Here is an 18,515-nt window from a genome sequence, read left to right on the forward strand (position 1 = left end):
AAAGTGAAAAAGATACTACTGACCAGTGCTTTAATCCTTTCAATCGCAGGATTAGCACCCGCATCCGTCTTAGGAGAAGAAAACACAACTCAATCGACATCTGCTGTCAAGGAAGCAATTGCCAAAGAAGAAAAGAAAGAATCAAGTGTTGAGGAAAACTCTAAATCAGAAGTTCTTCCGAAAGTAGATGTGCAAGAAGACAAGACAAAAAAAGAAGGGTGGTACCAAGAAAATCACCACTGGCGTTTTTACCAAGATGACAAACCTGCTTTGAACTGGAAACAAATCCAAGGCAAATGGTACTACTTCGATCAAGATGGTAATCGTCTTCATTCTACTGTCTACAAAGGCTACGCCTTTGACCAAGATGGTGTCATGATAGAAAATGGCTGGACCAAACTGGACAATCAATGGTATTATGCTGATTCCTTTGGACGACTAGCTCAGAACACCTGGAAAAAAATTAACGGCTCTTGGTACTATTTTGACCAAATTGGAAGTATGCTCAGCAACACTGCCGTTGACGGCTATCTTCTCACAAAAAGCGGAGCTATGGCAGAAAAGGGTTGGACAAAATTAGATCGAATTTGGTACTATGTCGCTCCTTCTGGAAAGATCTCACAGGATAAATGGGAGAAAATCAACGGTTCTTGGTACTACTTTGACAAAGACGGTGGAATGCTGAGTGCGACAACCTTCAAGGGCTACCTCTTCAACCAGAGTGGAGCTATGGCAGAAAACAACTGGGTCAAAATCAAGGATACTTGGTTCTATGCGAACGGGTCAGGGAGATATGTCCAAGAAAACTGGCAAAAGATTCAGGGTTCCTGGTACTCATTTGACCAGAATGGTGGGATGCTAGCAGACAAATGGAAAGAAAGCTACTACCTTAAAACCAGTGGAGCCATGGCGGAGAATGAGTGGATCTTCGATAAAGCCTACAAGAGCTGGTTCTATCTAAAAGCGGATGGTCGTTATGCAAATCAGGAGTGGATTGGAGCATACTACCTCAAGTCAGGTGGTTACATGGCAAAGAGCGAATGGATTTACGATAACTCTGACAAAGCACGCTACTACCTAGATGATAATGGACATTATGTTTCAGGAACTTACAAGATAGACGGTAAGGAACACCTGTTCCAAAAATACGGCCAATGGATTTCTGAAGTTTCAACTGAAGGTGGATTTGTAAAAGGCCAATACAGCAATACCATTTTCCTAGATCCTGGGCATGGTGGTCGAGATTCAGGTGCCTTTTACTACAATGTAGCTGAAAAAGATCTCAACATGCAGATTTACCGTAAGCTTCGTAGTAAGTTGGAAGAACTAGGTTACAAGGTCCTCACTTCTCGTGATAGTGATATTGACGTTGATTTTGTTACCGAACGTTCTCGTATGGTTAATAAAACCAACTCGGATATTTTTATCAGTATTCACTTCAACGCTACTGGTAATACCTACTCAAAAGCGAGCGGTATTCAAACCTACTCCTATAGCGATGAACCTGATTATCCAAGTAAGATTAATAAATACTGGCACAATCACCCAGATCGTATGAGTGAAAGCAAACGCCTCGCCACTGCCATCCACTCCTCTCTCCTAGCAGAAACAGGGGCCAAAGACGCTGGTCTGTTGGAGAGCAGCTATGCCGTACTACGCGAAACAGCCAAACCAGCCGTTCTCCTAGAACTTGGTTATATGGATAATTTCTCCGAAAACCAACAAATTAGAGATAGCCACTACCAAGATAAACTGGTCGCAGGCATCGTAAAAGGGATTCAAAAATATTACGCTGGTCCGTAAAAAAAGTCTCGAGAAATCTCGAGACTTTTTTATTTATCTTCTTTTTTATCCTTATCAGGAAAGAGGTAGCCAAGTCCTACACAAGCTAGCACACCGGCACCAATCACCAAACCACTTGAAATGGGCAAGAGATCAAAAATAGCATTTGCAATGATAAAAGCAATAATTAAGCACATCAGACTAGCCTTATAGTCTTTTTTCAAAAGATTTTCTAGAGTGAAATAGAGGAATAAGCCAACTGGAATCAGTGACCAGAGGTTGACATCCAAACTTGGCCATCCAACAGATCCGAAATACAATACTAGCGCTGCTGCTACTAAAAATACAAGTCCCAATAATTTTTTCATTTTTTTGTCTCCATTTTCTTTTTTTGGTTCTTGAGTTGTCTGATACTGACCCCTCACGTCCCTTACATGAATCATTATAGCAGAGGAATTTTTCAAGAACAAGCCCTTTTGCCTATCTGGTCAATATCTCTGTCTAAGTGGTTGAGTATTTGTAACAAAAGAAAAAGAAGCCCTAATGGGCTTCTTGATTCTGCCGATTGCAACAGTATTTTTGAACGAATACCATCTAGTTTTTCTTTTCCTTTGACTCTAGAGAAGATTTGATTGCTTCACGATCAGCTTGCAGTTGAGCTAAGTTCTTTTCTGCTTCCTCAAGTTTACTGGTATCTGGTTTCACACGATAATAAACATTTTCTGGTTTCATTAACATAGACCCATAATCTTGTCCTGAAAGTAGTCTTTCCTCAGCATGATTGCTTTTATCCGTAATCTTTCCGTCATCAGCAGGTTGCATAACAACTCCACTTGGCACAGCTACTACTACGAATCCTCCAGCAACAGAATCTTTTACCCATGCACTAATAGACGCTGTCTCAGGGTTACGACTATCTTGACCTTTTGATACCTTTAATCCAACTACAGATTCGTACTTTTGATCATTTGTAAACCAAGTCGCATCTACTTCTCCAGAATTCTTAATAATGTATTCATTACCAGATTGACTACGCCAAGTACCTTCTAAACTAGACAAATCATTGTTCTTGATTGCTTCAATATCTAGTTTTGGAACAGCAGTTTCTTTCTTCAACTTGCTAACAAGTGCTTCTGCTTCCGTAATTTTGGTATCTAAAGCAGTCAGTTGATCCTTGAGTTTTTGAATTTCCTCTTGTTTATCCTTATCAGTCTCATCTGTTTTTCCTTGGCTTGTAGACGATTTACTTGTTGACTCTGTAGTTGAAACAGCAGACGATGTTTGATTTGACTCTTTCTTTCCAATCAGAAGATATGAGAAAATACTTACCAAGATGAGAGTGACTAAAACAGAGAGTGCTATGCCAATATAGATTTTTATATTTTTATTCGGAGCCGACTTTGATTCAGACCGCTTAGGTCCATTGATCTCTTCAAATTGTTTTTCCCGTTCTTTCTTATTCATAATTTTCTCCTTTTTGATTGATATTCAGGCAAGCTTACGATACTTCATTCGTTACTATCCATGAACTTTTATGACTTTTAAAAAAAAATCCAAGCAAAAATTTCTAGAATAAATAACTATCAAAATATCTCTAGATTGGTATCAAAACAAGTATTTATTACAATACATTATACCACAAAATATAAATTTTAGTTTTAATTTATAAGTAGGAGTTTCTGACGTTAAATAGAACCTATCTCAAACGTTCCACCTTTCCTATATTTACAAAAAAAGAAGCCCGTTTGGACTTCTTGATTCTGCCGATTGCAGGGCTTGAACCTGTGACCTACGCGTTACGAGTGCGTTGCTCTACCAACTGAGCTAAATCGGCGATTACCCTTTTAGTATAGCACTCTGAGAATAGATGTCAAGAAATTTTTATCTCCATTAGAAAAAGCCTGTCCTGAGACAAGGCTTTTACATATATCTCTATTAAATCTCCCATTTTCATAGAAATCTAAATAATATATTTATAAATCAATATTTTCACAAAACTATGTCATCACCTCACTATCTAATCTCAGTACATAAACCATTTTTTCTATAGCTTTTGTCTTAATCTTTATTTTTTCTCTTCAATCCAAGAAAAGCTCCTACTATAAACATGATTCCGGCAGCTAATAGTGTCTGGGCTCCGCTTGCTGTTCCGGTTTTTGGCAACTCATTAGGATTGTTACTAGTTGATTTACTATTGATGCTGGTATTTTTATTAGTTAAGTTCCCTTCTTCATTTAGATAAACGTTCTTGTTAATTTCAAAGTTTTTATCATTTTCATCAGAAACAATACTATTGACATCATTAGTTGAATTAGATTGTGTTTTTTCTTTCTTTTTCGATACATCAAAAGTAGGTTTATTTTCCTCCTCCTTTTTCTCCTCTATTTTCTTGAATACAGGTTTTATAAAGGTATCTTTTGATAGATTAAGAACATAGCCGGCGTCTTTTTTCCCTTCGAAACCAGAAATTTCCCAACCATCAAATTGGTATCCTTTTTCTAATTCACCCATATAGACAGGTAACATAAAATCTTCTTCCGACACTATCGTTGAACTCATTTCTTTTCCATTTTGAATGGTCACAGTTACCCTATGAGGTTTTAGTTCACTTACCTCTCCCGTATCTTTGTTTAAAATGAATTCTTTTACGGTTGTATTTCTTGCGAAATCTTTTACAACAATCTTAATGTTTAGTGTCTTATCTGTTAGTTGTTTGATATCATCAAATGATTTGTATTCTTTTCCATTTACATAAATATGTTGTTCTTGAATCTCACCATCGAATCCATTATTTCTTTTATCATTGATGTTAAAGACTACAGATTTTCCATTAGCATATTCGATACTAGTATTTCCCTTAGGATCAATGCTTACTTCAGGTTTGACATTATCATATAAAAATTGATAGTGTACTCCAACCGCTTTCGCATTCAAATCGCTATAGCCAGTTTGAAGATAAACATTTCCATCCATATCTGTTACCTTATCTGGAAATCCGTTTGCTTTATAGTCTTTCATTCCCCAGTCCATGATGTCGCCGTCTTTAACATTAAGCTTAATGTTAAAATCTCTAGTGTTATCAATGTGTAAATCTCCGTAGATTAAATAATTATCTACAACTGATTCATTAACTCTCAACTCCCAGTTAAAACCACCCTTATCAGAAATCTTACCTCTTAAATAGAATTCTGGATTTCGTACATAAATTTTATTAGATTTAGATGGATTAAAGTAGTTCTTGTCCATTGAAAGATTTACTGATTTGGTATCAATAAATAACGTAGAGCCATCTTCTTTTATAGCTTCGACGTTGGACTTATCTTCTCCAGTGTACTCTTTACCATCCTTACCAAATAATACCAGTTTAGAAGGATCTGTCACAAGATTTCCATCTTTATCGATTGCCTCCCCTTTATCATTCATTTTAAATGTAAACACTTGATATCTTACAATGTTAAAGCCGTCCAAAGCCGACATTAATACTGATTGAGTACTTCTTCCATCTTCAACATTTCTACTATCAGCATAAATTGTTGTTTCTGATAAGACTCTTAGATTAGGATTGGCCTTTTGGATTTTTGCTATATCTTCCTTGCTATAGACTCCATTCCCTTCTAACATATCCGTTTTCCCAGGATTATAGGTAGTCACTTTTAGTGCATAGCCTTTTCTTAGAATGATGTTATCCTTTAACAGATATTGTTGTTTTTCTGAATCAGAATAGATTTTACCAGATTCCATGTCCGTTAAATTGTTTGGTTTGTTTTTTGAAAGATCTCCTTCTCCTAATTCTATTACATTCCCATAACTTGATGCATACGGATATTCTGCTTTAGTTTCCTTATTTTTTTCAGGCATTCTAATTTTAGTTTCAGCTTTTATCTGACCATCATCTTTGACAAAAAACCTCATATCTCCTGCAAAAGCTAATCCATCCACAATATCATTAATATTAGCGTATAAATCAAATGTCATCGTTTTTGAGTGGGAATCATACTTGGTCGTTTTGATTTCTATCGATTTATAGTTATTTCCATAGTATACCTTGGCATTTTTAGAAACATTACTGATCTTTCCAAGAATTTCAAAGTGTCCATCTTTAGATGGGTTTAGAATGCCATAAATTTTTGATTTGATTTCATCAAGTTTTTCAGTTTCATATTGTAAGGCACTACCATCGTCATAAGCAATGATATTTCCCTTATCATCGTATTTATAATCGTATTCCTCTATTCTCTTACCAGTTTCACTTGTAAAGTCATCAACTTCTCTAAATTTCTTTTTAATTAGTTTCTTTAAGTCTTTAGTTTCAAAGTCTCTAATTGTTGAAATAGTTTTATGAATAGTCAAGCTAGATTTTTCTTCGATAGACTCTTCATTTTCTTGATGATGTTCTACTTCAGTTGTATCTTTTTTAAGACTATCCTCTTTTCTATTTTCTAAATTTTTAAATTTAGATTCGGAAATCTCGCCAAGCTTTTGGTATTTAGATGAATCTTGATCAGGATCTACTAGATAATAGGAAATCATCCCATTTTCATCAGCATGATCAGCAAATTTAATTCTATGAATCTTTGTGAAATTGCTAGAACCGTCTAATGCAATCACTTCAATGATTTTGCCTCTTAAATCTCCTGCACCTTTAATTTCATAAATGGTATTTCCGTCTTTGTCAAGTTTCCTATTTCGTCCTTGACCCTCACCTGCATAAGTGACCTCAAGATTTTTTTCAACCTCTCCATCTTCATTAACAAGAGCGGCCCCAGCATACCAAACTTCGTTGGCAATCTCGTCAAATTTTTCAGGATGTTCTTTTTGATCTCTCGCAAATAGCGTTTCATTCTTGTATTGCTCTTTGACCTTGTGATAAGTATCCTTTGTAATCAACTTAATTTTTTCAGGGTTTGAAAAATCAATTGAAACAATCTTTGGAGGGGTGTTATCAATTTTTACAGGAATATAGGAAACCTGCCATGGGTAATCCTTGGTTAATCTATATTTAAATTTATAGAAATATTGGCCTTCCGCAATCGGTTCAAATTGTCCTCGTATCTTAGTAGCAGGATCTTTTTTGTCATTACTTTCTGGGGCATTTTCTTCTCTACCTCTTGGGTTATAAATGAGTCCATCCCATTTCAAGTCACCCCAAACTTTTAGCTTAGAAGATTTAATGCCCTTTGCATCATTTCTTTTAGAGTTTAAAATTCCTTTAATAAAGTGTTCTCTCGAAATGACTTTTAAGTCTCTTTGATTTTCTCCTTCTTTATTTGTATTTACTATTGAAATCACTCCTTCTTCTGCACTTCTTAATACAAGTGGAGAAGGCGTTAATCCTCTCTCAAGTTGAGCATCTTGAGGATTCCCATTTGAATCTAAAGGATAAATTTTAGCAATATTAGAACCACTTGATGAGGGTGCGTTGATTCCTTCGTTATTGAAAGCAAATAATTCTGGATTTTGATCTAGGGATGTTGTATTTTTATCTTTTCTATTTTGTATAACTCCTGCTGGATTAAATTTATCTATACCATGTTCTCCTCCAATCCCCTTATTTAAGGTACCTGGAATTTTTGGTTTGCCATCATCATCATAACCTTCCATTGCTTTTGATTTTGATCCTTCTTCCCAGGCCCATTTATCAAGGATTGGTTCGTGGTTCCAATTCCCAGCAAATCCCATTAGAGGCATCGATAAAGAAGGTTGGAAGTTTCTTTTCTTCCCGTTGGAGTTTAGAGCTTCCATTTCTTCCACTGACTCAAAATGAATAAATGATTCTACAAATTTATTTTTATTTTTTGCTTCCCCAACATTTATAACCGCATTTAAATCAAAGCTGGAATTTGGACCTATAGTGAAAGTGTCATGCTCAAATGTGATATTTGCTCCTTTGACTTTTTCTGGGTGAATTTCTGGAACAATTTGCTTCCCGTCCGGAGATTTTTCATCTTTATATGTTTCATCGAGTTTTAGCCTATCAGTTAGAGCATCTGTAGTTACAGTTGATGCAGAAACTTTAAAGGTTAAAGGTCTGTTTGAGGTATTGTGAAGCTTAATTGTAAAGTATTTTTTATCACCTTTTATTTCTTTAAGAGAAATGGAACCATATGAATTTACCAAACCTTTAGAATCTGTATTTTTGAAAGTTGCTACAACTTCATTTCTCAAAGCGTTGGCAACATTAATTAGACCTGCTCCCTGTTGTCTAGGTGATGCAAAGTATTGACTCTTTTCTTTCCAAGAGGTTGCATCCATCATCGGTCTTGCAGTATTTTGTAAGGCTATTTTTGTAAGACTTGTAAGGTCTATTTTGTCATCTCCCTTAAGATTTTTCAAGACAGGTCTTTCAAGCAATTCCTTTAATTTTGGTCGAATCAAAACAGTAGAAGCTGCTACGATTGGAGTTGCCATACTAGTTCCTGACATATAACCATAAGTGGATTTACCATTGATAACATTTAGAGTGGATTTAATATTTTTACCAGGTGCTGAAACATCCGGTTTTAAAAGCAAGTCTGTTCTTGGCCCCCAAGATGTAGACCCTGCTGGGACTATAATATCTTCTTTATAAAGTTCTTTGTCTGTGTCAGCTGCAAATTTAAAGTCAATTTCTTTTTCATCACCTACATTCGGTTTATTAGAATTATAGCTTTCCATATCAATTGGATAGTATTGTTCTAAGTTATCTTTAAAATCTTCCTTATTATTTCTTTTGACTTCAGTTTTTTTATCAGGGTTAATCATGTTCCATAATTTTACACCATCATCTCCTGAAATTGAAAATACTTGACTTTTAGTCCCTTCATCCGCTTCATATCCCATAGCTGGAAGGTCTGTCCAATTATCTCTATTGTAGTAATTTACAGTATTTACAACCATAATGGCACGTGCGCCTTTATCCATAGCTCTTTTAAAAGCATCTTTTAAATCCTTGGTATAAATTCTATCCATTACTGCAATTTTGCCCTTAAGATCCAAGCCTATCAAATCCTGGTCTTGACCTTTGCCTATATATACAAATTTTAATTTATTTGGAGTTTTTGACCCATCCTCATTGGTTAGGATTTTATTTTTATCGAAAAAAGCTCCTATATTTCTGTATTTAAAACTTTGTCCTCCAATGTTAACTTTATCAAATTCAACTGTCTGATTTTTAGCAGAAGCGACCGCTATCGCATCTTCATGTGCTGCAGTTCGCGTTACATTTCCAGTGTCGGTCATTTTCAGATTATTATTGGCCACTAAATCCCATGAAGAACTTGAAGCAGAAGTCGCAAAATTACCTGTAGCAACAACCATTGGGATTCCAGCTTTTCTTAATGCTCTAATAGCCTCCCAATATTTCTCGCCTACAAGACCTGTTCCCGTAAAGCCAGATGATACCGAAACAACATCGACATTGTGTTTGATCGAATCTTCAATAGCATGAAACATTGTTTCATCACCCGCAAACCCAGATCCTGCGTCAGAGTACATTTTATAAGAGAAAATTTGTGCATTAGGCGCAATTCCATCTATGCCATTAAAGTTCTTGATGTCTTTTTCAGTATCATTTCCAGCAAGAATCCCTGCAATATGCATCCCATGTGGGTCAAAATAATCCCTACCATCATCATATTTTTCTACAGTGATTTTACCACCATTATAATAATTGAACGCATGAGGGATTTTATCACTCAACCAATAATTTTTATCAGTGCCTTTTAAGTCATCTTTTTTAAATTTCATCGAGTCTTTGGCATCATCATCGATCCTCATAGCCTTATGCCTATAATCTGTTCCAGTATCGATATTTGAAATAACCATACCTCTACCATCAAAATTTTTCCCAAATGGAGCATTAATAGACTTTAGGTAATCAATAGCTTCCTCAACTCCAATTTCCTTTCTGGCATGATTCATCATTGGTTGGACTTTTTGTGATCGTTCAACCGACGAAACACCTTCTATTTGTTTAATTTTGTCCAAATTATCTGGAGTTGTTTCAATGGCAGCGCCATTAAAAATCGTATTATAGGTATATAAAACTTTTGTATCCTTAAGATTGGATAGTTCCTTGATTGCTTTTTCTCCAGATTCTTTATCTTTAAATTCAGCAATATAGACAAGTTTATCTTCTTTTTTCGGATTTTCTGTATCTTTATTTACAAATGAGTCCGCATCATCTCCTTTGGGTTGCTTGGAGTCTTCTTTGATACTTGCTCCTTCGTTACTAGTTTTTTTGTCTATCTCAGACTTTCTACTAACAACCTCTTTTTCCTCAATAACTGTTGTCTTCTTCTCCTCAGTATCCTTTGAAGTTTCTATAACATTATGAATATCTTCAGATTGTTCATTGTTTTCTGTTTCTTTATCTGCTACTACTTTTTCTTTACCAGAAATTTTTAAAGCATCTTCAGAACTAGGTGCATCTGCTACTACTTTTTCTTTATCAGAAATTCTTAAAGCATCTTCAGAACTAGGTGCATCTGCTAAAATTACCTCATTGGGGGCATATGCTGCTAAAATAACTGCAGCAGTAGTTAATGACAATACCGTACTTTTTTTCATTATAATTCCTTCATTTTTTATTTTAAACCCAATAGATAGAAAACTTTAACTTTGCTAGCCTTTGTTATAAAAAGTTTTATGACGTATTATCTAGTGGGATAGAGTAGTACATTTATATATAATTGTTAGCTCTCTGAAAAATAGTATATCAATTAAAAAAATTTAAGTCAAGAAAAATTAACCCAGGTTAATTTTTTTTTTAATCCATGTTAACAAATAGGTTAGTCAATAAATATTATAGTTAACTGGGTACAATATAAACTCATTCCTCCCATCAAAAATAGTAGCAATCAACTGGAATAATTACCAAAATCGCAAAAAGGGGTATGGATAGAATTTATGCCTTAATAAACATGCAAAAACAACCGCTATAATTTTCAACGGTTGTTTGTAACATATTTAATGTTTAAATCTCATCCTATTTTATATCTTACGAACCCGCACTTTCGTAAGCGTCCAAGCCCCTGTCCCAGAGTTTTAAAGAAATAACAAAGAAAACAAGGGAAATCAAAATCAACCCACCAATGTTAAAGAGCCCGTCTTTATCCTGCAAGAAATAGCTGGCAGGATAGTAGGCTGTAAAGGCGAAAGGTACGATAAAGCTAATCAACCAACGAAGGAGCGAATTGTAAATGGAAATCGGGTACTTGGCAAAATCATTAAACATATAGAAAATATAAATCATGGCACCTGACTGCTTGGTCCAAAAAGCGATGCTGGCAGTCGCGATTTTCAAGGAAGTATAGATCAAGGTCGCAAAAGGAATGCAGACTAAGAAAAGCAGGAATTTGGGAAAAGTCCAAGCAATACTAGTTACCGTTGTCGCTAGCAAAATACCTCCGACCAAAAGTTCGCCCAAGGCATCAATCTGAAAGGTCTCAACGAGGATATGGAAGAGCGGATTGATAGGACGAGTCAGATACTTATCAAACTCTCCCTTTCGCACCAAGCGCTGCCCTAGTGCCCAGAGATTGTCAAAAAAGAGATGGTCCAATCCCTTGGGAATCAAGGAAAATCCATAGATAAAAGCGATTTCTTGAAAGGTCCAGCCTTCAAGCGAGGGGATATGTTGAAAGAGTACATTGAGAAACAAGAGGTTCAAACCTTGGGTCAGAAAGACACCTAAAACACCAACCACAAAATCAACCTTGTATTCCATGATTTGCTTGATGTATTGTCTGATAAAAATCAGGTGCATGCGTTGATATTTTTTCATACTAACCTCCCTGAATGGTGATAAAGGACTGGACTCGTTTCCAAATCAATTGAGACAAGCCCACCATCACTAAGAGCCAGAAAACCTGTAGCAAGATAGCTTGAAGAATCTGATTGGCATCGTATTTCCCAACAATGATCATGACAGGAGTGTAGATCAAGGATGAAAAAGGCAAGAAGGACAGAATATCTGAAACCACCTTTGGAAAGAAAGCCAAGGGAATCAGACTTCCAGACATAAAGGCCACTATGGAAGTCTTGAGTAGATTGGAACCCCATAGATTTTTAAATACAAAGGCTGAAAATCCAAAGCAGATATTAAAGAAAAAGTTAATCAGGTAGGCCAGCATTAAGCTAAAAAGATATAGGACCGTTAATCCCAGCACTTCTACAATCCCTTGCCCCGATAAGATTTTCATCAAGACAATGACACTTAAAAATGGCAGTCCAACAGAGATAAAAATCAACCACTTGGAGCCAAGCTCGGTGAAGAGATATGAGGCCGCAAAATGCACTGGTCTCAGCAAGCGCATGATAATGGAGCCATCCTTAACCTCCTCCCCAATCATAAAGGAAGAATCTGACTTGGTCAAGAGATTGGTCACAAAACTCATGATGATGTAGAGGGTGATATCAGCCATACTGAAGCCTTGAATCAAGGACTCTTGTGAGGAATCAAAGACGGCCTTCCAGAGATAAAAGGCCACAAAAGCTCCCATCACATCACCAATCCGATAGAGAAGAAAATTCACTCGATAGGTAATCAACTCCTGAATCCCTGCATTGATAAAGGGTTTATAACGTCTCCACAATTTGACCATCTTAGAGCTCCTTTCGGTAGAAGCGACGGATAATATCCTCAATATCCGTATCCAACATCTTCAAATCGCGAATTTCAAAATCAGACAGGGTTTGCTTGATAATATCAGCTGACTGGTAGCGGGAACTATCAAATTCAATATTGAGGCTATTTCCTTGTCTATCAATGGTCATATCAGGCAGGCCTTCATAGTAAGAAAGGAGATGACTTTGACCTGGTAGCAGTTCAAAGGAAAGAGTCTTCATCTTGCCAAAGGTCTCCTTGAGCTGGCTAACCGTTCCATCAAAAATCTCTTGCCCCTTATCAATCATAAAAATTCGATCACAGAGTTGCTCAATGTCGCTCAGGTCGTGAGTGGTCAAGAGGATAGTTGTTTCTTCCTCCTGATTGATCTGGGTAATAGCCCGACGAATATTGTCCTTGACGGAAACATCCAGACCAATGGTCGGTTCATCTAAAAAGAGAACCTTGGGATTGTGAAGCAAGGAAGCCGCAATATCCGCCCGCATCCGTTGCCCCAGTGAAAGAGTCCGCACGGGATCCTTGATAAATTCCTTCAAATCCAAGACTTCATTTAAAAAGTCCATGCGTTTATGAAAAAGTGAGTCTGGCACATCGTAAATCTCTTTCAAGACCGTGTAGGTCTCTTGCAGTGCCAAATCCCACCATAGCTGGGTTCGTTGTCCAAAGACAACCCCGATATCCTTGACATAGTCTTGACGATTGTCCTGCGGAATCTTGCCATTGATCCGACAATAGCCCGATGTCGGTTTTAAAATCCCTGTCAGCATTTTGATGGTTGTTGACTTCCCAGCACCATTTGCGCCGATAAAACCTAGAATTTGGCCCTTGGGTACCTCAAAAGTCAAATCCTTGACCGCTTCAAAGGTCTGCTTTTCAGGATGAATAAAGGAGCGCAAAGCCCCTTTCAAGCCTGGTTCCTTAACAGTCTTCACAAAATTTTTCTGAAGATGTTCCACTTCTATCATTGCCATATCTATCTCCCTATCGCAAGGAATAGCAACATTGTATTTTTGACTACAAATATTCTAAGTCCTTACTTTCTAAACTTTCTAATTGTTATTCTTACAGAAGGCTTTATACCAACCTATTATAGTCCAATAAAAAACGGAATGCAAGCGTTTGCCTACAGATTATGAAATTAGAGATTTCACTCTTAAAATGCTATTTTAAATCCAAAATTCTGGTTTAATAGTTTCCTTAAAACACCAAAAAGACCTGCCCGATGGGCAGGTTACGAGTTGTAAAAAGCAAACTATTTTGATCAATATGATTCACTATTTAATCAACGAACTAATCTTTCAAAATTCTTTTCACAATCCCATCTCTATCAATTAGAAAACAATCTGGAAAGGTCATATGCTCCCATTTTTCATAATCAAAACTGGAATCAAAGTGATGTAGTAGTATTCCTATCAAATTCCCGTGTGAACTAAGTAAAATCATTTTTTCTGAGTATCTCTCTTCCAATTCCATTAAAAAATTTAGTACTCTAGCTAGTGCGTCTTGATTTGATTCCCCTTCTAAAAGAGATTCACTAGGATTTTGCCATAAATATTTAATACTGTCTTCAAACTCAGAATCTTTTATAAAGGTTGAAGATAATTTTCGCTCTCGTAACCGATTATCAAGAACTATTTTATCAAATTGAATTGGCGAGCTATTAATCGTTTCAAATGCTCGTTTATAAGGACTAGAAAAATAATAATCAATATTAAAAGAATTCAAAAAATCTAACTGGTCAAGAGATGAGAATCCTTTTTCTGATAAAGTTCTATTGAAATCATCACTTGAAAATCTTGAATGAGCATGTCTAAGTAAAATATAAGAATTATTCATAAGTCATTACCTTTCAATTATTATCATCAGTCTCAATGGATTTTTAAGCCCTCAATTATTCTCTAAAAATTCTTTAATGCGAGAAACAATAGCATCGCTTTGATAATGATAGAGGTCGTGAGGCGCATCCATATAGACGACTTGAACATTAGACTGGTCGCTTGCAAATCTCTCTGCATAACGTTGCCATTCTGATTGGCTAAAACTGGTGCCTTCGCCGTTAGATACCAGTAATAAGGTGGGAATTTTCGGATTGATGCTAGAGGGAACTTTCTTAGCATTTTCCTTTACCGTTTGAGATTCATAAAGCATGGCTTGTGACATCAACTGCTTATAAGCTAGAAGTTTATATTGTTTTCGTTCATTTTCGGTCAGAGTTTGATTTTTTATATAAAAAGACTCAGGTAAATAGCGTAATAAACCAATCTTGCTACTCCAATATGCCACAGTGAGCAAGGCCTGATTATCCTTTAAATTCTCATAACTTGACGGCAGTGCCCAATCCAGACCAATCAAGGCTTTCACTTCATCAGGATACTTCTCCTGCCAAGCCAAACTCTCTAGACTAGCCATGGAATGAGACAGAATGATAAACGGCCCTGTGATATTTGCTTGGGAAAGAGCTTGGCGAGTCTCAGACAAAACCTCCATCACATCTCTTGAATGATTGCTATCATCACTATAACCATATCCCGCCCTCTCCACGATAACTAGCTTATACTGTTTCGATAAGGATTCCGATACTTCTTTAAAATCCAATATAGGAGAAGCAATACCAGCACCTGAGATAACTACTATAGTCTCAGGTCCTTCACCTTGAACATAAACATTCATTTGATGACCATTGACAAGAACTTGCTGTCCCACAGGTGTTAGTGAGGCTTGTTCCTTTTCCAAACTGATACGATGAAAGATGAATGTTGCCCCTAAAAACAAAAGAATGAAACTAAGAAAGCCAAGACTCCATTTTTTCAGTTTTTTCATAGCATTATTGTACAAAAATTAGACTCTTTTAGCAACTTAAGATAGATTCTTCCCCAACATATTCTCTATAGTTTCAAACACCAAAAAACCTGCCCTTAGGGGCAGGTTCTTTCTGTATTGTTCAGCTCGATTAAGCTTTACCTTCTGAACCGAATACGTCGATGCGTTCTTCAACTGATGCTTGGATAGCTTTTACACCGTCAGCCAAGAATTTACGTGGGTCGAAGAGTTTTTTCTTGTCGTATTCTGCTTCGTTTGCTTCGTAGTCACGAGCAAATTTACGAGTTGCGTTAGCGAATGCGATTTGACATTCAGTGTTAACGTTAACTTTCGCAACACCAAGTTTGATAGCTGCTTGGATTTGCTCATCAGGAATACCTGATCCACCGTGCAATACGATTGGGAAACCTGGAAGAGCTTCTGTCAATTTTTGCAAGTGGTCAAGGTCAAGACCTTCCCAGTTTGCTGGGTATGGACCGTGGATGTTACCGATACCAGCTGCCAAGAAGTCGATACCAGTTGCAACCATTGCTTTAGCGTCTTCGATTGGAGCCAATTCACCTTTACCGATGATACCGTCTTCTTCACCACCGATAGTACCAACTTCAGCTTCTACTGAGATACCTTTAGCGTGAGCTTTTTCAACAACTTCTTTAGCCAATTTAAGGTTTTCTTCAACTGGAAGGTGTGAACCGTCAAACATGATTGAAGTGTAACCAACTTCGATACACTCAAGTGCATCTTCGTAGTGACCGTGGTCAAGGTGGATAGCTACTGGTACAGTGATACCCATTGACTCAACAAGGTTAGCGATCAAGTTGCGAGCAACTTTGTAACCACCCATGTATTTAGCAGCACCCATTGAAGTTTGGATCAAAACTGGAGCTTTTTTAGCTTCTGCTGCACGCAAGATAGCTTGAGTCCACTCAAGGTTGTTTGTGTTAAATCCACCAACTGCATAACCGTTGTCACGAGCTGCTTGGACAAATTTTTCTGCTGAAACGATTGCCATTTGTCAGGCCTCCTATATATTTTTTGGGACATCCCATTTACATTGTTCATTTTATCACTTTTTGACAAAAAAAGCTAGTTTTTCCCATACTTTAGATTGAATTTCTTCCAACTCAATCAATGTAAACCCTTTCTTTCCCTTAGTCTTGATCGACTTTAGGATAAGACATGAAGAAGGTCAAACGATAATCTTGCATCTCAAAATGATAAGGTAATTTCTCGTGTTCTAATAAACTTTTGACCACAAAGAGCCCCATTCCTGAACCCTTGGCCTTGCGACTAGCATTTTCAGAAAAAGACTGGGCCAATTTTTCTTGTTCTTCAGAACTACAGCTATTCTCAATAAAGAGTTCTCCTTCTCTCTCCCCGATGCGGACCAGGCCACCTGGAGTGGAGTGCTTGATGGCATTGCTGATGAGATTAGATAGGATCAATTTCATGACAGATGGGTTTATGTAAGCTTGCTGACGGGTTAGGCTAATGTCTACCTGAAGTTCTCTCTCCTTGGCGAGCAAAGCATAATCATTAACCAGACTTTGCGTCATCTGAAGAAGGTCGACCTCTTCTTTCTCGTCTCGCAATTCCTGAACAGAAGAAAGAGACAGTATCTGGAGAACGTGGTGGCTGAGGTCATCCACAATCCCCAAGGCAACTCCAAGATAATGGTCTCTATCCTTATAACGGCCGACATTTTCTTTCATATTTTCGATTAGGATTTTCAAGCTAGCCAGTGGTGTTTTCAATTCATGAGAAGCTCCTCGCAGGAACTCAACCTTCATCTTCTCCAGCTGGAGAATAGCTTCATTCTTGTCATGCAAGTCCGCAATGACAGTCAAGAGATGCTGGTAAAGGCTATTGATTTGTTCCTTGAGATCACCAATCTCGTCCTTAGAATCTACACGCAATCGCACTTGGGCATCCAAATCCATCATCCGACGGGTCACTCGCTTGATTTCCAAAATCGGTGCAACAATGGTTCGAGCATAGATATAGGCTACCAAGAGGGAAATCAGAAAGGATGCCAGCAAGGTATAGGGGAGAAACTGGAGACTGATCTGCTCTGCTTCTTTTTGCAAGTCCATGGAAGCTAGAAATTGGAGAGTCATGGTGCTACCATCTTGCGTTTTCACCTCACGCTCCTCGATAAAGAGGGAAATGGTCTGGCGGTCCGTATCCAGAGGAAGATTGTCCTTGACTTCTAACTTGTCCTCGGTCATCTCTCCCTTGACAGCCCCTTTGATATCACTGGTCTGGGAATACAAGTCTAAGACTTGCTCAATATTCTGCCTATCTTTTCCGTCTAGGGATTGGGCAATAGCAGTCGCTTTCTGACCAATGGTTTCCTGACGATGGCTCAGATAAGTAGAGGGAAAGAGAAAATAAATGGCTAAATGAAGACAAATAACCAGAACACTAAAAATCGAGAAGGTATAGCTAAAAATCTTTGTAAATAAACCTGTTCGTTTCATTTTCGCTCCAATTTATAACCAACATTGCGCACAGTGAGGATGCAATCCAAGTCTAGCTTTTTCCGCAGTTCTTTGATATAGACATCAATGACACGGTCAAAGGGAACCTCATCTGTTGCCTTCCAGACCGCATCGATAATCTGAGAACGAGTCAAGGCCCGTCCTTCATTTTTCACCAGATAGTCCAGAATTTCCAACTCTTTGGCATTAATGGCCACTTCTTGACCTGCGAGGCTTGCACTGTAACTCTCAAAATCCACCTTGGTATCCTTATAGGAGAAGACTCGTCCCGTATCGTAGTAGCGCTTGAAAATTGCATCCACCCTCACTTTTAGAAGGGAGAGAGAGAAGGGCTTTTCCAGATAACCATCTGCTAGAGAAGCAAAAGCACTCATCTTGTATTCCTCATCCTGAAAGGCGGTTAACATCAGGACAGGGACCTGACTGGTTTTACGAATCTCCGCTAGGACTTCGAGGCCATTAAGCTTGGGCATTTGGATATCCAATAAAACTAGGGCTACTTCATAGCTGGAAAATTTTTCCAGAGCTTCTTGACCGTCTGCTGCCTCAATGGTTTCATAACCACAATCCGTCAAATAGTCACTGATTCCCTCACGGATCATCTCTTCATCTTCTACAATTAAAATTTTCATAGAAAAAACGGTTCACATCCTTTAAATTTCTTGTAAATCTCCTCTGTTTCATCCTGATAGGAAGAGTCCTTATACTCAATGAAAACCAAAGAGCAAACTAGGAAGCTAGCCGCAGGCTGTACTTGAGTACGGCAAGGTGAAGCTGACGTGGTTTGAATTTGATTTTCGAAGAGT

General features: G+C 37.5%; 12 protein-coding genes and 1 tRNA gene. 1 reads left to right on the top strand and 12 read right to left on the bottom strand.

Annotated features, from left to right (window positions below; genetic code table 11):
* Window positions 1-3: 3 nt before the first annotated feature.
* Window positions 4-1,803: an N-acetylmuramoyl-L-alanine amidase gene (locus tag GMD1S_RS03520; RefSeq protein WP_000722526.1), complete on the top strand. Its 1,800-nt coding sequence runs from the start codon at window positions 4-6 to the stop codon at window positions 1,801-1,803.
* Window positions 1,804-1,832: 29 nt separating this feature from the next.
* Here GMD1S_RS03520 and GMD1S_RS03525 read toward each other — a convergent pair whose 3' ends face one another.
* The 12 genes from GMD1S_RS03525 to vncR all read right to left on the bottom strand — a co-directional run bounded on the left by GMD1S_RS03525 (window position 1,833) and on the right by vncR (window position 18,341).
* Entirely contained in the window at window positions 1,833-2,150 is a 318-nt protein-coding gene (locus GMD1S_RS03525; RefSeq protein ID WP_000734665.1) for a LiaF transmembrane domain-containing protein, read from the bottom strand.
* A 226-nt stretch (window positions 2,151-2,376) separates the two neighbouring features.
* The gene (locus GMD1S_RS03530) at window positions 2,377-3,246 is read right to left on the bottom strand and encodes a DUF6287 domain-containing protein (RefSeq protein ID WP_001034381.1); all 870 of its coding nucleotides are present in this window, start codon (window positions 3,244-3,246) and stop codon (window positions 2,377-2,379) included.
* Window positions 3,247-3,543: 297 nt separating this feature from the next.
* Window positions 3,544-3,616 (bottom strand) — tRNA-Thr (locus GMD1S_RS03535).
* 224 nt (window positions 3,617-3,840) lie between these two features.
* The gene (locus GMD1S_RS03540; RefSeq protein WP_000750018.1) at window positions 3,841-10,329 is read right to left on the bottom strand and encodes a S8 family peptidase; all 6,489 of its coding nucleotides are present in this window, start codon (window positions 10,327-10,329) and stop codon (window positions 3,841-3,843) included.
* Window positions 10,330-10,759: 430 nt separating this feature from the next.
* A complete protein-coding gene (locus GMD1S_RS03545; protein WP_000760749.1) occupies window positions 10,760-11,545 on the bottom strand; it encodes an ABC transporter permease in 786 nt (261 codons plus the stop codon).
* Between the two features lies 1 nt (window position 11,546).
* Window positions 11,547-12,365, bottom strand: coding sequence for an ABC transporter permease (locus tag GMD1S_RS03550; protein WP_000240152.1), 819 nt, complete (start codon window positions 12,363-12,365; stop codon window positions 11,547-11,549).
* A 1-nt stretch (window position 12,366) separates the two neighbouring features.
* The gene (locus GMD1S_RS03555; RefSeq protein ID WP_001240815.1) at window positions 12,367-13,359 is read right to left on the bottom strand and encodes an ABC transporter ATP-binding protein; all 993 of its coding nucleotides are present in this window, start codon (window positions 13,357-13,359) and stop codon (window positions 12,367-12,369) included.
* A gap of 319 nt (window positions 13,360-13,678) precedes the next feature.
* Window positions 13,679-14,224 (bottom strand): histidine phosphatase family protein, encoded by a 546-nt coding sequence (locus tag GMD1S_RS03560; RefSeq protein WP_001066186.1) that lies wholly within the window; start codon window positions 14,222-14,224, stop codon window positions 13,679-13,681.
* Between the two features lie 51 nt (window positions 14,225-14,275).
* The gene (locus GMD1S_RS03565; protein WP_000734266.1) at window positions 14,276-15,208 is read right to left on the bottom strand and encodes an alpha/beta fold hydrolase; all 933 of its coding nucleotides are present in this window, start codon (window positions 15,206-15,208) and stop codon (window positions 14,276-14,278) included.
* 130 nt (window positions 15,209-15,338) lie between these two features.
* Window positions 15,339-16,220: a class II fructose-bisphosphate aldolase gene (locus GMD1S_RS03570; protein WP_001018999.1), complete on the bottom strand. Its 882-nt coding sequence runs from the start codon at window positions 16,218-16,220 to the stop codon at window positions 15,339-15,341.
* A gap of 139 nt (window positions 16,221-16,359) precedes the next feature.
* Window positions 16,360-17,688 carry a sensor histidine kinase VncS gene (gene vncS / locus GMD1S_RS03575; protein WP_000831388.1) on the bottom strand — a complete coding sequence of 443 codons (1,329 nt, stop codon included), beginning with the start codon at window positions 17,686-17,688 and terminating at the stop codon, window positions 16,360-16,362.
* On the bottom strand, window positions 17,685-18,341 hold the full coding sequence (gene vncR, locus GMD1S_RS03580) for a response regulator transcription factor VncR (protein WP_000697942.1): 657 nt from the start codon (window positions 18,339-18,341) through the stop codon (window positions 17,685-17,687). Before vncR ends, vncS begins: the two co-directional genes overlap by 4 nt.
* Window positions 18,342-18,515: the final 174 nt, after the last annotated feature.

The sequence above is a fragment of the Streptococcus sp. GMD1S genome (genome assembly GCF_000296875.1).
Lineage (GTDB): Bacteria > Bacillota > Bacilli > Lactobacillales > Streptococcaceae > Streptococcus.

Coding starts and splice junctions, on each gene's coding strand:
- GMD1S_RS03540 (WP_000750018.1), bottom strand. CDS start 10,329: ATGAAAAAAAGTACGGTATTGTCATTAACTACTGCTGCAGTTATTTTA.
- GMD1S_RS03570 (WP_001018999.1), bottom strand. CDS start 16,220: ATGGCAATCGTTTCAGCAGAAAAATTTGTCCAAGCAGCTCGTGACAAC.
- GMD1S_RS03530 (WP_001034381.1), bottom strand. CDS start 3,246: ATGAATAAGAAAGAACGGGAAAAACAATTTGAAGAGATCAATGGACCT.
- GMD1S_RS03560 (WP_001066186.1), bottom strand. CDS start 14,224: ATGAATAATTCTTATATTTTACTTAGACATGCTCATTCAAGATTTTCA.
- vncR (WP_000697942.1), bottom strand. CDS start 18,341: ATGAAAATTTTAATTGTAGAAGATGAAGAGATGATCCGTGAGGGAATC.
- GMD1S_RS03565 (WP_000734266.1), bottom strand. CDS start 15,208: ATGAAAAAACTGAAAAAATGGAGTCTTGGCTTTCTTAGTTTCATTCTT.
- vncS (WP_000831388.1), bottom strand. CDS start 17,688: ATGAAACGAACAGGTTTATTTACAAAGATTTTTAGCTATACCTTCTCG.
- GMD1S_RS03525 (WP_000734665.1), bottom strand. CDS start 2,150: ATGAAAAAATTATTGGGACTTGTATTTTTAGTAGCAGCAGCGCTAGTA.
- GMD1S_RS03545 (WP_000760749.1), bottom strand. CDS start 11,545: ATGAAAAAATATCAACGCATGCACCTGATTTTTATCAGACAATACATC.
- GMD1S_RS03555 (WP_001240815.1), bottom strand. CDS start 13,359: ATGGCAATGATAGAAGTGGAACATCTTCAGAAAAATTTTGTGAAGACT.
- GMD1S_RS03550 (WP_000240152.1), bottom strand. CDS start 12,365: ATGGTCAAATTGTGGAGACGTTATAAACCCTTTATCAATGCAGGGATT.